The sequence below is a fragment of the Bifidobacterium dentium JCM 1195 = DSM 20436 genome (assembly GCF_001042595.1).
Lineage (GTDB): Bacteria > Actinomycetota > Actinomycetes > Actinomycetales > Bifidobacteriaceae > Bifidobacterium > Bifidobacterium dentium.
Genome location: NZ_AP012326.1, coordinates 442,017 through 459,096 on the forward strand (window position 1 = coordinate 442,017; position 17,080 = coordinate 459,096).

The following is a 17,080-nucleotide window of genomic DNA, read 5'->3' on the forward strand; positions in this document are numbered from 1 at the left end:
CGAAGTTTTTGCAATAGAAGTAAGGAACATCATGAACGCCTTTTTTCTCGATCGACTGAACAGCGAGCCGCACGCGCTCGCCTTCGCCGGCCAGTCCACGCCGTGGCCCGTGGCGCTTGCCGACCAGAGCACCAATCCGGTGCTCGACGGTGAGCTGCACGCTCATGCCGCTGCGGCACAGGCCCTGCTCTACCCGGTGGCCGCGGACCTGCTGGCCACCACGGGACGTCCGGTCGACCTGTTCGGCTTCGAGGCGAATCCGGCCCGTCTTGGCGACGCCGCATCCGCGGCGGCCAGCGTTCCGGGCATTGCGCTCACCCAGTTGGGTGCGCTGATCGACGCCGCCGAACTCGGCTACAATCCGGCCAAGGCCAAGCCGATCGCCGTGCTTGGCCACTCTCAGGGCGTGCTTGCCGTACATATGGTTCAGGCCATCGAACAGGCCGGTTCCATCGCGGCGGCCACCGCGCAGATCGATGAGATTCTTGCGATCGCTACGCTGATCGGTGTTGCCGGAACCCGCCAGGCCCGTCAGTTGGGGCTTGCCGCCCGTCATGGCGAGGCGACTCCGATGCTGTCGGTCAAGGACATCACCCGTGCCCAAGTGGATGCGCTGATCGCACGTGTTTCCGGCGTGCACGGTCCGATCGCCGTGGCCGTGGCCAATTCCGCCACGCATTACGTGCTGTCGGGCTATCCCGAAGATCTTGCCGCATTCGGCGTGGAGGTCGCCAAGGAGCATAGGCGTCAGGCCAAGCTGCGTGAGGAGAAGGTGCGCGGCGGTCGTGTGTTCGATCCGGTGCTCGAATATCTTGACGTGACCCTGCCATTCCACAGCCCGCTGATGGCCGAAGCTGTTTCACAGACTGTTTCATGGGCGCAATCCTGCGGCATTGATGCCGATCATGCCCGTGAGCTTGCCGCCGAGGTGCTGTTCAACCATGTGGATTGGGCCGCCCGTGTGAGCGCCCTGATGAAGTCCACCGATCCGAGTGCCTTGTGGGTACTGGACTTCGGTCCCGGCGCCACCGTGGGCAAACTGTTCTCCACCGTGGCCCAAGGTACGGGCGTCGGTGTGGTGGAAGCCTTCACCACGGCCGATCGCGGTGCGCTGTCCACCTTGGAGACCTCACCGGAACGCACCCAGAATTGGACCCGTTTTGCGCCGAGCGTCATCCATACCGCTGCCGGCGACAAGGTACGTACCGCGTTCACCGAGCTCACCGGCAAGGCTCCGGTGTTGCTCGCCGGCATGACCCCGACCACCGTGGAGCCGGAAATCGTCGCCGCTGCCGCCAACGCCGGCTACTGGGCGGAACTCGCAGGCGGCGGCCAGGTGACCGCCAGTGTGTTCGACCGCCATGTGGCCAAACTCGAGGAGGAGCTCGAGGAAGGTCGCACCGTCGAATTCAACGCCATGTTCATGGACCGCTATCTGTGGAACCTGCAGTTCGGTTCCCAGCGCATCGTGCCGAAGAAGCGTGCCAGCGGCACCCCCATCGACGGCGTGGTCATCTCCGCCGGCATTCCGGAATTCGATGAAGCCGTGGAACTCATCCACAGCCTCAATGCCGATGGCTTCCCGTATGTGAGCTTCAAGCCGGGCACCATCGACCAGATTCGTCAGGTCGTACGCATCGCCAAGGCCGTGGCCCCCACCAAGGTGCTGATCGAAGTCGAAGGCGGCTCCGCCGGCGGGCATCATTCCTGGGAGTCCCTTGACGATCTGCTGCTGAGCACCTATGCCGAAGTGCGTGAACAGTCCAATCTCGTGCTCGTGGCCGGTGGCGGCATCGGTACGCCGGAACGTGGCGCCGACTACATCACCGGTGAATGGTCCACCGAATACGGTCGTCCGCTCATGCCGGTGGACGGCGTGCTTGTCGGCACCGCCGTCATGACCGCCAAAGAGGCCCACACCAGTGCGGAAGTCAAGCGGATGCTCGTCAACACTCCGGGCATCGACGCCAAGGGAGCCGCCGGCGATCCGTTCGCCCCGCTGGGTGAGCAGTGGGTGCCGAGCGGCCAGGCCTTGGGCGGGGTGACCTCCGGACTGAGCCACCTGCATGCCGACATCTACGAGCTGGAGAACTCCTCCGCCCGCTGCGGCCGTCTGTTGGTGCGCGTCATGAAGCATCCCGAGGAGCTGGAAAGCCGTCGCGAAGAGATCATCGAAGCGCTGAACGCCACCGCCAAGCCGTATTTCGGTGATTTGAAAACCATGACCTACCTTCAGTGGGCCCAGCGTTTCGCCGACCTTTCCTTCCCATGGGCCGACGAGACCTACGCCGACCGTTTCCTGCACCTGCTGCAACGCATCGAAGCGCGCGTCACCGAGCAGGAAAGCGGTGAGTTCACGTCGCTGTTCGCCTCCCGCGCCGACGTGCAGGCCGATCCGCACGCCGCCATCGCCAAGCTGGGCGAAGCCTATCCGCAGGCCGATGAGCTGACCGTCACCCCGATGGACGAGGCCTGGTTCCCGACCTTGGTGCGCGAGTATCCCAAGCCCATGCCGTTCGTGCCGGTCATCGACAACGATCTGTTGCGCTGGTGGGGTCAGGACCAACTATGGCAGTCGGAGGACCCTCGCTACTCCGCCGATTCGGTGCGTATCATTCCGGGTCCGATCTCCGTTGCCGGCATCACCACCGTCGACGAGCCGGTGGCCGACATCCTTGGCCGGTTCGAATCGGCCATGGTGCAGCGTGTCGCCGCGCATGACGTTGCGAAAGACCTGAGTGCCTTCGCGCAGCTGGGTGCCGCGACTTGCGCCGAGGAGTTCATCCGCAAGTCGCCGAACATCTCCTGGGTCGGCCATCTTATGGCCAATCCGGCGTACGGCACCGATAACGGCGACGCCGATTATGAAATCCGTAAGGTCGGCACGAACGGCGACGTCGAACAGTACGATCTCGACATCCACCTCGACACCTACTGGGACAACGATCCGGACGGCGGCGCCTCCAAGCATGCCGTGCGTGACATCGTGATCCCGCTCAACGTCAACGGCACCGAAGCCGGTCTGTTCCCGGTCGTGGACCGCGACCGCCTGCCGGAACATGTGTATCGCATGCTCGCCGACACCGCAGGCATCGGCAACATCGCCATCACCGGCGACAAGCTCACCGCCATGCCGACGATCGAACGAATGGAAGACGCCGCCGACCGTCCGTTCGGCGAAGCGCACACGCAGTATACGTTGTCGGCCAACCTCGGCTTCGACCATGAAGCGGCCACCGGTGGTGCGCTGCCGAACGACCTTGTGCCGTCCCGCATCGCCCCCGATGCGCTTGTCGGGCCGGCATGGCCGGCCATCTATGCGGCCCTCGGTTCCGTATATGTCAAGGGCTTCCCGGTCATCGAAGGCCTGCTCAACGCCGTGCATCTCGACCATCTTGTGGAACTCGAAGTGAACGAGGACGAACTCCTCGAACACACCGGCGAAACGATCGCCCTCACCAGCTGGGCCGAAGACTACTTCGAGTCCGCTTCCGGACGTGTCGTGACCATCCACGTCACCCACACCGCCGAAGACGGCACCCTGCTGGCCAATGAAACCGAGCGTTTCGCCATCCGCGGCCGCGCATACTCCGACGCATTGCCGCCGGAAGCGCCGGATTACGGCGGGCTCGATGCCGAAATCGAAAGCACCCCGCGTCGTCTGCTACGCCGTGTCACGGTGACCGCCCCGCACGAGATGACCGCCTTCGCGCGCACCTCCGGCGACTTCAATCCGATTCACACCTCCCATCGCGGCGCCGCAGTCTCCGGCTTGACGGCCCCGCTGGTACACGGCATGTGGCTGTCCGCGACCGCGCAGTACGCGGTGCAGGCGCTCGACGACAAGGGCGCACATTATGAGATCGCCGGCTGGACCTACAACATGTACGGCATGGTGCAGCTTGACGACGAAGTGGAAATCTCCATTGAGCGTGTGGGTCGTGTGGCCCACTCAGGCATGGTGCTGGAAGTGACCAGCCGCATCGACGGCAACATCGTCTCCCGCGCGACCGCCATCGTGCGCGCGCCGAAGTCCGCCTTCGTCTACCCCGGTCAGGGCATCCAGAAGCAGGGCATGGTGCTCGATGAGCGTGCCAAGTCCGCTGCCGCCCGCGACGTATGGGAGCGTGCGGACAAGCTCACCCGCAGCAGGCTCGGCTTCTCGATTCTCGCCGTCGTACGCGATAATCCGAAGGAGCTGACCGCCAACGGCGTAACCTACCGTCATCCGGAAGGTCTGCTCAACCTTACCCAGTTCACGCAGGTGGCGCTCGCCACCGTGGCCTTTGCCCAGACCGCGCGTCTGCGCGAAGCCGGTGCCGATATCTGGCCGGCCTATTTCGCCGGTCATTCGCTGGGCGAATACAATGCGCTGAGCTCCTTTGCGAACGTGATCCCGCTGGAAACCGTGCTTGAGCTCGTGTTCCACCGTGGTTCTACCATGCACCATCTCATTCCTCGCGATGAGAAGGGCCGTTCCAACTACCGCATGGGTGCGCTTCGCCCGAATCAGTTCGGCGTGGGCGACGACGGCGTGCGTGAGTACGTCGAGTCCATCGCGAAGGCCTCGGGTGAGTTCCTTGAGATCGTGAACTACAACCTTGCCGGACAGCAGTATGCCGTGGCCGGCACCATCGCGGGCTTGAAGGCACTGCAGGCCGATGCCGCCCGCCGCGTCGCCGAATGTGGAGGCAAGCCGGCGTTCATGCTGGTGCCGGGCATCGACGTGCCGTTCCATTCCACGCTGTTGCGCAAGGGCGTGCCGGAATTCCGCGACAAGCTCGACGCATTGCTGCCGGCGCATATCGACTATCGCGGCCGCTTGGTCGGTCGCTATATCCCGAATCTGGTGGCTGCCCCGTTCGCGATGACGAAGGAATTCGCGGCCAGGATTCTCGAGGTTGTACCATCCGAACGGATCAAGGCCGCGCTCGACGATCCGCAGGTGTGGGATTCCTACGCCGAGGACGATCAGAAGCTCGGCCGACTGCTGCTCACCGAGCTGCTGTCGTGGCAGTTCGCTTCGCCGGTACGTTGGATCGAGACGCAGGCCCTGCTGTTCTCTTCCGTGGAGCAGGGCGGTTGCGGTATCGAGGAATATGTTGAGGTCGGTCTCGGCAATGCCCCGACGCTTGCCAATCTTGGTGCCAAGACCCTGCGACTGCCGCAGTTCTCGGGTCGTGACGTGACCGTCTATAACGTCGGTCGCGATGAGGGCCGCGTATACATGACCGATTCCGATTCGCTCGTTGCGCAGGATGATGCCGACGATTCCGCTGTTGCCGAGGCGGTCGTACAGACGGCCGCGCAGGCTGCCACTCAGGATGCTTCCCCGGCTCAGCCTGCCGCCGCACCTGCATCGGTTGCAGCCGCTCCGTCGGCTCCCGCCGGTGCCCCGTCCGGTGCGAACGTCGCCGACATGCCGTTCAAGGCGGCCGACGCCATCGCCATGTTGCTGGCCTATTCCGCCAAGGTGCGCCCGGACCAAATCGGCGATTCCGATACCACCGACACCCTGACCAATGGCGTTTCCTCTCGCCGTAACCAGTTGCTTATGGACATCAGCTCCGAACTGGGAGTGGCTTCGGTCGACGGTGCCGCCGAGGCGACCGTCAAGGCGCTGAGCGCTCTGGTGAACAAAGTGGCGCCGAACTATAAGGCTTTCGGGCCGGTACTTGCCGACATCGTACGCGACCGTGTCCGTGGCCTGTTCGGCGCGGCCGGTGTAAAGCTCGGTCAGATCACCAAGCGTGTGACCGACACCTGGCAACTCGGCGAAGGATGGGCCAGCCATGTGGTGGCCGCTCTCGTGCTCGAGACCCGCGAGGGTGCCAGTTCGCGCGGCGGTGATCTTGCCTCGCTGACGGCCGCCGCGGCTTCCAATGCCGCCGAGGCCAATGCGCTGATCGATGCGGCCGTGCAGAAGGTCGCCTCCGACAGGGGTGTGGCTGTGTCCATGCCGAGCGCCGGTGGTGCGTCCGGTGGCGCAGTGGTCGATTCCGCGGCTCTGGACGCATTCGCGGCCAAGGTGACCGGTGCCGACGGCGTGCTCGCCTCCACCGCCAGATTCGTGTTGGACCAGCTGGGTGTTGCCGCGCCGGTGGCCGACGAACCAGCTGATGAGGGTTCGGCCGTGGTCGCCGCCGTCGAAGCCGAGCTTGGCTCCGACTGGCCGAAGCAGGTCGAACCACGGTTCGATGCCCGCAAGGCCATACTGTTCGATGACCGTTGGGCCTCCGCACGTGAGGATCTCGCCCGTGCCTACTACGACAACGACGCTTCCATTCTGGACGGCGGTTTCGTCGGGCTTGGCAAGGCCATTGCCGCCGAAGCCGATTGGTATGCGGACAGGATCGCGTCCGAGGGGGAGACCACGCGGTCCGCCCTCGCCACGGCCTTCCGGCATGTGGCCATCGAAGCGCTCAACGGTATCTCCGATGACGCTTCCGCCAGCAGGTTCGCAGGCGATGTCGCCGTCGTGACCGGTGTGGCTCCGAACTCCATCGCCGCTCAGGTCGTCAACGGCCTGCTTGCCGGTGGCGCGACCGTCGTCGCCACTTCGCACAGTTTCAAGCCGAGCGTGAAGGCGTGGGCCAAGCAGACCTATCGTGAACATGCCGCAGGCGACGCCAGGCTGTGGCTGGTGCCGGCGAACCTCTCCAGCTACCGCGATGTGGACGCGCTCGTGCAGTGGGTCGGCAACGTGCAGAAGAAGACTTCCGGCGCAACCACCACCATCCTCAAGCCTGCCTACGAGCCGAGCCTGTTCTTCCCGTTCGCCGCGCCGCCGGTGCATGGCACTTTGGCTGACTCCGGCGAGTTGTTCGAATCCCAGGCCCGCCTCATGCTGTGGGGCGTGGAACGTGCGATTGCCGGTCTTGCCAAGATCGGCGCCGACACCGACGTGCAGCACAAGCTGCATGTGATTCTGCCGGGTTCGCCGAACCGTGGCATCTTCGGCGGCGACGGCGCGTACGGTGAGGTGAAGAGTTCGTTCGATGCGATCGTGAACCGTGCCCGTGCCGAAAAGGCGTGGTCCGGCCGGGTCACATTCGCCCATCCGAAGATCGGTTGGGTACGCGGCACCGGTCTGATGGGTGGCAATGATCCGTTGGTCGCAGTGGTGGAACGTCACGGTCTGAAGACCTATTCGACCGCCGAGATCGCGGTGAAACTGCTCGATCTGGCCACTCGCGAATCTCGTGAGGAAGCCGTCAGGGCTCCGCTCGACGTGGATCTGACCGGCGGCCTGGGTGCCGAACCGATCGACATCAGGGCGCTTCGTGCCGAAGCCATGGCCGATGCCGAGGCCAAGGCCGCCGAGCAGATTGGATCGCAGGATGCAGACGGTTCCACGCCTGAGGGAGCCATGCTGATCAAGGCACTGCCTTCCCCGCGTGCCCCGCGCCAGGCGGCGGTCGATCTGAAGGATTGGCAGAACGTCACCGCACGTCCGGAAGACGAAATCGTCATCGTTTCCGTGGGTGAACTGGGCCCGTGGGGCTCCGGCCGCACCCGCTTCGAAGCCGAACTCGGCATCCATGCCGACGGGCGGGTCGATCTGTCCGCGGGAGCGGTGCTCGAACTCGCTTGGAACATGGGTCTGCTGACTTGGAACGACAGTCCGAAACCGGGTTGGTACGATGCCGACGGCAACCTGGTTCCCGAAGAGGACATCGCCGAACGCTACCACGACGAAGTCGTGGCCCGTTCCGGCATCCGTCCGTTCGACGAAGGCATGGGCGGCGATTATCAGGGCGGTACCGACGAGGAGGAGGCCGAAGTCTTCCTCGATCACGATGTGACCTTCGCAGTGCCGACCCGCCAGATCGCCGAAGAGTACGTCAAGCTCGACGAAGCCCACACTTCCATCGCAGCCGATGCCGAGTCGGGCGAATGGAACGTGACCCGTCATGCCGGCTCCATGATTCGCGTGCCGCGGCGCGCAGCCATGACCCGTACGGTCGGCGGCCAGTTCCCGAAGGGCTTCGATCCGGTCAAGTGGGGCATTCCGGCCTCCATGGTCGGCGACGTCGACAAGATCGCCCTGTGGAACATCGTCACCACCGTCGACGCCTACCTGTCCGCCGGCTTCACGCCGACGGAGATTCTCGAAGCCGTACACCCGTCCATGGTGGCCTCCACGCAGGGTACCGGGTTCGGCGGCATGGCCTCCATGAGGAAGCTCTATCTGGATCGTTTCCTCAACCATGAGATTCCGACCGACATCCTGCAGGAAGCCCTGCCGAACGTCGTTGCGGCACACGTGATGCAGTCCTACATCGGTGGCTACGGCAATATGATCCAGCCGGTCTCCGCCTGCGCCACCGCCGCCGTCTCCTTGGAGGAGGGCGCCGACAAGATCGCCCTCGGCAAGGCCGACTTCGTGGTCACCGGCGCAATCGACGACATCGGTGTGGAATCCGTGATTGGATTCGGCAACATGAACGCCACCGCCAATTCAGAGGAAATGTACGCCAAGGGCATCGACGCGCGCTTCTTCTCGCGCGCCAACGACCGTCGTCGCGGCGGCTTCGTGGAATCTCAAGGCGGCGGCACCATCCTGCTGACCCGTGGCGACGTCGCGTTGAAGCTGGGCCTGCCGGTCGCCGGCGTAATCGGATTCGTGCACTCCTATGCGGACGGCGCGCACACGTCCATCCCGGCTCCGGGACTGGGAGCGCTTGCTGCCGGCATGGGTGGCAAGGATTCCAAGCTGGTGCACGATTTGGCCAGACTCGGCGTGACCCCGGACGACATCGCCGTGGTCTCCAAGCATGACACGTCCACCAACGCCAACGATCCGAACGAGTCCGAGCTGCATAACACACTGGCTCATGCCATCGGCCGCACGGACGGCAATCCGTTGTTCGTGATTTCGCAGAAGTCGCTCACCGGCCATGCCAAGGGCGGTGCCTGCATCTTCCAGGTCAACGGGCTGACGCAGCTGTTCAAGTCCGGCGTGGTTCCGGCGAATGCGGCGCTCGACTGCGTCGATCCGAAGCTCGAGCGCGACGATCACATGGTCTGGCTGAGGGAACCATTGAAGATCGGTGCCGTCAAGGCGGGTCTCGCCACTTCGCTGGGCTTCGGCCACGTGTCCGGCTTCGCCGCAATCGTGAATCCGGGCGCCTTCGAAGCCTCCGTGGCGTACACCGCAGGTCGTGAGGCCCTGAAGACATGGCGTGAGCGCGCCAACGCACGTCTGGCCGCCGGTCAGCGCCGCCTCGAGGAAGGCATGATGGGTCGTGCTGCGCTCTATGAGCCGATCGACAACCGTCGCTTCCATGAGGACGGCCGCGGTTACGACGCCCACGAGGTCGAAAAGGCCATGCTTCTCGACCCGAACGCCCGTCTGGGAGCATCCGGCTACTTCGAGGCGTGAAGGTCGGGCTGGCTTGCACAGGCAGGCCAGCCGTCCTGTCGAAATGATTGACGAAAGCCGCCGTCGGCGGGTCGTCCGAGCCGCATTGCGGTACCGTGACGACCCGCCGTCGGCGGGTTGCCGTATTGCGTAGGGAATCTCCCATTGGTTCGGCGATTGGGGGTTCCTACGATTGATGTGCGCAGGCAGCGGTCGTCGGAACGTTGCGGTTGAGGTATGAAAGGGATCGTTCAATGCTGGGCTTGGGACATGACGTGGTTGACGTGGGCGCGTTCGACGAACAGTTGGGCTTGTCCGGCTCGCGCATGCGCGGATTGTTCTCCGCGCGCGAACTACGCCAAGCGGCGCAACGTGCGAAGGCCAAGAACGACGGTGAGACGGTGCATCTCGCCGTCCGCTGGGCCGGTAAGGAGGCTTTCCTCAAGGCTTGGTGCGAGGCGTTGGCTTTCGTGGCGGAACGTGATGCCGCCACTCCCGCACGCCCCTACACCATTGACGCTTTCCCTTGGCCGGACATCGAAATCCTTGACGATTCGCATGGCGTGCCCCATGTCTGCCTGCCCCCGGAAGTGCGGTGCAAGTTGCGGGAATCCCTGGGATCGCCGCAATGCTATGCGATACACATCTCCTTGAGTCATGACGGAGCCATCGCATCGGCGGTGGCGTATATCACTGCCGACAGGGGGTGATGGGCGGCCATCAAACGTTTGAGAGTAAGTGAGAGCACGCGTCGAACCGGTTTGGTAAACGCAATGAGCCGCGCTACACTGAGTGGCAACGCAGCAACGGGAGCTGCGTAAAGACTCACAACAACGAAGTTTCCCAAAGGAGTCCGCCCATGGCCGCACGTTCCAAGTCCGACGAAGCATTCGCAAATCGTCTCGCGCAACATGGCGAGGAGCTGGAGGAACTGTTCACGAGCCTGTATGGCGATGCCGAAGCGTTGGAAAGCCTGCGAGAGCTCATGAATGAGGCCCATGCGGCCCGACCGGCCGATCTGAAGCGTCTCGACACCAAACGCGTGGCCGATCCGGAATGGTACAAGCGCGGCAACATGTTCGGCATGACCATGTATACCGACCTGTTCGCCGGAGATCTTAAGAATCTCGCCGAGAAGGTGCCCTATCTCAAGGAGCAGAAGCTTACCTACCTGCATCTGATGCCGCTGCTGAAAATGCCGCATCCGCAGAACGACGGCGGCTATGCGGTGGAGGATTTCGATTCGGTCGACCCGAGCTTGGGCACCAACGAGGATCTGGCTGCGCTCACCAAGAAGCTACGCCGCGCCGGCATCAGCCTGTGCCTCGACTTCGTGATGAACCATACCGCATCCAGCCATCGCTGGGCCAAGGCCGCACAGGCGGGCGACCCCGAATATCAGGGCTATTACTATTGCTACGACGACCGCACCGTCCCCGATCAGTATGACGCCGTCGTGCCGGAGGTCTTCCCGGCCACCGCACCCGGCAACTTCACATGGAACGAAGACATGCACAAGTGGGTGCTCACATCGTTCTATCCGTTCCAGTGGGACCTGAACTACCGCAGTCCGAAGGTGTTCATCGCCGTGATGAAAAGCGTGCTGGGACTCGCGAACCTCGGTGTCGAGGTATTCCGCATCGACGCCGTGCCGTACATCTGGAAGGAGCTTGGCACCAACTGCCGCAATCTGCCACAGGTGCACACCATCGTGCGCATGCTGCGCATCGTGCTCGAATGCGTCTGCCCGGCAGTGGTGCTCAAGGGCGAGGTGGTGATGGCCCCGAAGGAACTCGCCGCCTATTTCGGCACTCCCGAACATCCCGAATGCCACATGCTGTACAACGTGTCCATCATGGTGAATCTGTGGAGTGCACTCGCCAGCGGTGACGTGCGCCTGCTGAAGGACCAGCTCGACAAGCTCGACGCGTTGCCGGGGAACTGCTGGTTCGTGAACTATCTGCGTTGCCATGACGATGTCGGCTGGGGCCTCGACGAGCCGGAGGAGCTTCGCCTTGGCATCGATCCGCTGAAGCATAAGGAGTTTCTGTATCACTTCTATGAGGGTTCCGTACCCGGCAGTTGGGCTATGGGCGAGCTGTACAACTACGACGAGGCGTCGAAGGATGCGCGCAGCTGCGGCACCACGGCCAGCATGTGCGGCGTGGAACGTGCGCTGATCACGCACGACAGGCCGTTGTTGGACATTTCGATGAAACGCGATCTGATGATGCATTCGGCCATGGCGTTCCTGCGAGGCTTCCCGATGCTGAGTTGCGGCGACGAGATCGTGCAGCTCAACGGTTGGGAATACAAGGAGGATCCGGATCGCGTCGAGGACTCCCGTAATCTGCACCGCAGTCCGTTCAATTGGGAGAATGCCGAGAAGCGCAAGCAGGCCGGCACCCTGCAGAAGCGGATGTGGGACGGTCTGAAAGGCATTCGCGAGATGCGCGACGATCCGTGTTTCGGTCCGGATGCATGGGTTACGACGTGGGATGCGCACAATGATGCCGTATTGGCGATGGTGCGCCATGTGGAAGGACGCACGGTGCTGGGACTGTTCAACTTCTCGTCCGCACGCCAGACCGCCTACCTTGATTCCGACGGCGACATCATGCTGCCCGCCGAGGTTACCCTCGAACCCTATCAGGTCTGTGTGGCCGAAGCATAGGACAGACAGGGGAGACTTGCGATTGTTGGGGGAGTGTGTATAATGGCTCGAGTCGTTTCGTGTCGGCTCGGGCCGACGCAAGGCGGTACGCGGATGTAGCTCAATGGTAGAGCCTCAGTCTTCCAAACTGATTACGCGGGTTCGATTCCCGTCATCCGCTCCATAACGGGCTTAAGAGAAGAAGCAAGGCGTGCCTGATGGCACGCCTTTTGCATACCTGCCGTGCGATTGCGTGACGTGCCGGGTATGCTATAACTGCTGCGAGACGACGCGATGGTCGCAGGAATCGCATGTATAAATGGAGCGGAACATGGCACAGGCGAAAAGCAACAAGGCTGCGGAAGCCGTTGACGGCGCGGTTGAGACGGTCGACGTTTCCAAGCACCCGACCGCATCCATCGAACAGTCCGACCTGTCCTTGGCCGACATCGAGCGCCGCGAATCGCATCCGGGCCGTTGGGTGCTGTTCATCGTGCTGGTGCTGGCGGCCATGATCGCGCCCTACTGGTGGGGCCGCGCCATCGCGGTGAAGGACGCCACCTGGCTGGTCGCGCATCTGAGTTTTCTGAATCCCCGCGGCGTCGCGCTGATTTCGTGGACCGTCACCATCATGACGATGGCCGGCCTGGGGCTTATGGTCGCCGACGCGAAGAAATGGCTGTGGGGTACGATCTTCGTCATCGGCCTGGCCGCCGAACAGTTCGTGGCCGGCCTGTGTCTGCTGAGCTTCAACTTCTGGAATGCCACCTATGTGATGTACGGCAATGCCTCGGGGCTGGCGAATGCCGCCAATCTCGGCATCATCGCGGCCGGCTTCGGCGTGGCCGTCTATGCCGTGCTGTGGGTGGGGCTGCTGGTGTGCATCAAGAAGGAATCGAAGCTGAACGTATTGACGCGCAGCTGGGCCTCGTTCATCCTGTTTTTCGTGATCGAGCTGGTCGCGCTGGGCGTGGTGCTGTTCGGGGGGCTGCTCACCGCCGTCTGACATCGGTCCGTCCGATTCCGCGGATTCGCATCATGATGATTTGGTCCGGGCTTCGTGTATGATTGCCATTTGGCGTGTTTCGCCCGCGGATAGAGAGCGCGCCGGTATTGGGCCGGCAGCACCGCGCAGCAACATAAGGAGGATGCCGTGGCACTTACGGCTGAGGAAAAGCAGGAAATCATCAAGACTTACGCTACCCACGAGGGTGACACCGGCTCCCCGGAGGTCCAGGTTGCTCTGCTGACCAAGCGCATCGCTGATCTGACCGAGCACCTCAAGGAGCACAAGCACGATCACCATTCCCGTCGTGGTCTGCTGCTGATGGTCGGTGACCGTCGTCGTATGCTTGACTACCTCAAGCGCGTTGACATCAACCGCTACCGCTCCCTGATCGAGCGTCTGGGTCTGCGCCGATAGTATAATCTTCCGCCCGAGCGTCATACGGCGCCCGGGCGTTTTTGCATGACAGCCGCGATGAGGAAAGACAGTATGAAGGCCCAACGGTTTGGGGCGTAAGAGGTCTAGAATCAAGGATTGAGGAAAGCGACGAAGGTACCGTCGCGTCACGCATGTTGAAATCGGTGGACGTCCGCTGAAGAGGACAACCGATAGTTGGTTAAGTAAAGTACAGAAAAAGGAGGAACCCTATGGAGGGTCCCGAAATCAAGGCTGTAGAAGCCGTTATCGATAATGGTTCATTCGGCAAGCGCACGCTGCGCTTCGAGACCGGTCGTCTCGCCCAGCAGGCGGATGGTGCCGTCGCCGCCTATCTTGATGATGATTCGATGATTCTGTCGACCACCACCGCCGGTTCCAGCCCGAAGGAGAACTACGACTTCTTCCCGCTGACCGTCGACGTGGAAGAGAAGATGTATGCCGCCGGCAAAATCCCGGGCTCGTTCTTCCGCCGTGAGGGCCGCCCGAGCTCCGAGGCCATTCTCGCCTGCCGTATCATCGACCGTCCGCTGCGTCCGTTGTTCCCGCACACCCTGCGCAATGAGGTGCAGGTCGTCGAAACCGTACTCGCCGTCAATCCGGATGATGCCTATGACGTCATCGCACTGAACGCGGCTTCCGCCTCCACCATGATTTCCGGTCTGCCGTTCGAAGGCCCGGTCTCCGGTGTGCGTCTGGCTCTGATCGACGGCCAGTGGGTCGCCTTCCCGCGTTGGAGCGAGCGTGAGCGCGCCGTGTTCGAAATCGTGGTCGCCGGCCGCGTCGTCGAGAACGGTGACGTCGCCATCGCCATGATCGAAGCCGGTGCCGGCAAGAACGCCTGGCACCTCATCTACGACGAAGGCCAGACCAAGCCGGACGAGGAAGTCGTCGCCGGTGGTCTCGAAGCCGCCAAGCCGTTCATCAAGGTGATCTGCGAGGCCCAGGCCGAGCTCAAGAAGATCGCCGCGAAGGAAACCAAGGAATTCCAGCTCTTCCCGGAGTACACCGAGGACCTGTACAACCGTATCGACGAGATCGCGCACGCCGATCTCGATGAGGCTCTGTCCATCGCCGAGAAGCTGCCGCGTCAGGATCGCATCCACGAGATCAAGGAAGGCGTCAAGGCCACCCTCGCGGAAGAGTTCACCGACATGGACGACGCCGAGAAGGACAAGGAGATCGGCAACGCCTTCAAGGAGCTGCAGCGCCAGATCGTGCGCCGTCGTATCCTGACCCAGGATTACCGCATCGACGGCCGTGGCCTGCGTGACATCCGCACCCTGTCCGCCGAGGTGGACATCGTGCCGCGCGTGCACGGTTCCGCCCTGTTCCAGCGTGGCGAGACCCAGATTCTGGGCGTCTCCACCCTGAACATGCTCAAGATGGAGCAGCAGATCGACGCACTGTCCGGTCCGCAGTCCAAGCGTTACATGCACAACTATGAGATGCCGCCGTATTCCACCGGCGAGACCGGTCGCGTCGGTTCTCCGAAGCGCCGTGAGATCGGCCATGGCGCCCTCGCCGAGAAGGCTCTCGTGCCGGTGCTGCCGAGCCGCGAGGAGTTCCCGTACGCCATCCGTCAGGTCTCCGAGGCCATCGGTTCCAACGGTTCCACCTCCATGGGTTCCGTGTGCGCCTCCACGCTGTCCCTGCTCGCCGCAGGCGTTCCGCTGAAGGCTCCGGTCGCGGGCATCGCCATGGGCCTGGTGTCCGGTGACGTCGACGGCCAGCACATCTTCAAGACCCTGACCGATATCCTCGGTGCCGAAGATGCCTTCGGCGACATGGACTTCAAGGTCGCCGGCACCTCTGAATTCATCACCGCCCTGCAGCTCGACACCAAGCTCGACGGCATTCCGGCCGACATTCTGGCCTCTGCCTTGCAGCAGGCCAAGGAAGCCCGCACCACCATCCTCGAGGTCATCAACGAGTGCATCGACGGCCCGGCCGAGATGAGCCCGTTCGCGCCGCGCATCATCACCACCACCGTTCCGGTCGACAAGATCGGCGAGGTCATCGGCCCGAAGGGCAAGATGATCAATCAGATCCAGGAAGAGACCGGCGCCGAGATCGCCATCGAGGATGACGGTACCGTGTTCATCTCTTCCGAGGGCGGCGAGGGTGCCGAAAAGGCCAAGGAGATCATCGACTCCATCGCTAACCCGCACGTGCCGGAATCCGGCGAGACCTACAACGGCAAGGTTGTGAAGACCACCTCCTTCGGTGCCTTCGTGAACCTGACCCCGGGTACCGATGGCCTGCTGCACATCTCCCAGATCCGCAACCTGGCCAACGGCGAGCGTATCGACGCCGTCGAAGACGTGCTCAAGGAAGGCGACACCGTTGAGGTGATCGTGCAGGGCGTCGACGACCGTGGCAAGATCAGCCTCGCCATCCCGGGCTTCGAGGATCAGGAATCCTCCGCACCTCGCCGCGAGCATGGCGACCGTTCCGATCGTGATGACCGTCGTGGCGGCCGTGGCCGTCGTGACGATCGCCGTTCCGATCGTGACGACCGTGACTACGATGATCGTCCGCGTCGTCGTCGTTCCGATCGTGACGACCGTGATTATGATGATCGTCCGCGTCGTCGTCGCGAACGTGACTATGACGATCGTGACGACCGTGACTACGATGATCGTCCGCGTCGTCGTCGTTCCGATCGTGACGATCGCGACTACGATCGTGATGACCGTCGTTCCGACCGTCGCGGTGGTCGTGGCCGCCGTGATGACCGCAATCCGCGTTACGCCGCCGACGAGAACTACGACGAGTACCGCGCCGATCGCGAAGAGCGTTCCGAACGCCCGCGTCGCCGCATTCGTCGCGACTTCGATCCCTTCGAGGACTGATGGCGAAGGCTGATAGCTAGAGGCTTCATCGCAACGAACGCGTGGCAATCATGGTGCCGCCCTGCATATCGGAGTCGGATGCCATTTGGGATGAAATAGGCAAGATAGTACAATGTGTAGGGTCTATGCGAAGATAGTCAAGGAAATAATAAGCTAAAGGTAAGGATTGGCGATGAATATTGGCATTATTATCGCGGTCGTCGTAATTGTTCTTATTGTGCTGTGGGCCATTTCCGCTTATAACGGCTTGGTTACCTTGCGTAACCGCGTCAAGAACGGTTGGGCGCAGATCGACGTGCAATTGAAGCAGCGTGCGGATCTCATCCCGAACCTTGTCGAAACCGTCAAGGGTTATGCCAGCCACGAGTCCGAGGTGTTCACCCAGGTGACCCAAGCCCGTGCGGGCGTGGTGCAGGCGGCTCAGTCCGGCGACGTGGCACAGCGCATTCAGGCCGAAAATCAGCTCAGCCGCGCACTGGTCAACCTGCAGGCCACCGCCGAGGCATATCCGGAACTGAAGGCCAACGAAAACTTCATGGATCTGCAGTCCCAACTCAAGTCTCTCGAAGAGAAGATCGCCTACGCCCGTCAGTTCTACAACGATGTGGTACAGAAGTACAACACCCGGATCGAAGTCGTGCCGACGAACATCATCGCAGGCCTGTTCCACTTCGAGCAGGCGACGTACTTCCAAGTCGACGAAGCCGATCGCCAGACGCCTCAGGTCAAGTTCTGACCGATACCCCCTAAGCCTCATCCACATTACG

Annotated in this window: 7 protein-coding genes and 1 tRNA gene; all 8 read left to right on the forward strand. The window is 62.7% G+C overall.

What is annotated here, in order from left to right; all coding sequences use genetic code 11:
• The first annotated feature begins 31 nt into the window (after nt 1–31).
• The 8 genes from BBDE_RS01750 (at nt 32) to BBDE_RS01785 (ending at nt 17,049) form a co-directional block, all read left to right on the forward strand.
• Nucleotides 32–9,385, forward strand: coding sequence for a type I polyketide synthase (locus tag BBDE_RS01750; protein ID WP_012901864.1), 9,354 nt, complete (start codon nt 32–34; stop codon nt 9,383–9,385).
• Nucleotides 9,386–9,618: 233 nt separating this feature from the next.
• Entirely contained in the window at nt 9,619–10,074 is a 456-nt protein-coding gene (locus BBDE_RS01755; RefSeq protein WP_003837489.1) for a holo-ACP synthase, read from the forward strand.
• Between the two features lie 149 nt (nt 10,075–10,223).
• Nucleotides 10,224–12,038 carry an alpha-amylase family protein gene (locus tag BBDE_RS01760; protein ID WP_003837488.1) on the forward strand — a complete coding sequence of 605 codons (1,815 nt, stop codon included), beginning with the start codon at nt 10,224–10,226 and terminating at the stop codon, nt 12,036–12,038.
• A gap of 89 nt (nt 12,039–12,127) precedes the next feature.
• Nucleotides 12,128–12,201, forward strand: a tRNA-Gly gene (locus tag BBDE_RS01765).
• A gap of 135 nt (nt 12,202–12,336) precedes the next feature.
• Nucleotides 12,337–13,023 (forward strand): hypothetical protein, encoded by a 687-nt coding sequence (locus tag BBDE_RS01770; RefSeq protein WP_003837486.1) that lies wholly within the window; start codon nt 12,337–12,339, stop codon nt 13,021–13,023.
• Between the two features lie 147 nt (nt 13,024–13,170).
• Complete coding sequence (gene rpsO, locus BBDE_RS01775) at nt 13,171–13,440, forward strand: 30S ribosomal protein S15 (RefSeq protein ID WP_003807806.1); 270 nt, start codon at nt 13,171–13,173, stop codon at nt 13,438–13,440.
• Between the two features lie 230 nt (nt 13,441–13,670).
• Entirely contained in the window at nt 13,671–16,313 is a 2,643-nt protein-coding gene (locus BBDE_RS01780; RefSeq protein WP_012901865.1) for a polyribonucleotide nucleotidyltransferase, read from the forward strand.
• Nucleotides 16,314–16,485: 172 nt separating this feature from the next.
• Complete coding sequence (locus tag BBDE_RS01785; protein WP_003837481.1) at nt 16,486–17,049, forward strand: LemA family protein; 564 nt, start codon at nt 16,486–16,488, stop codon at nt 17,047–17,049.
• The last annotated feature ends 31 nt before the right edge of the window (nt 17,050–17,080 follow it).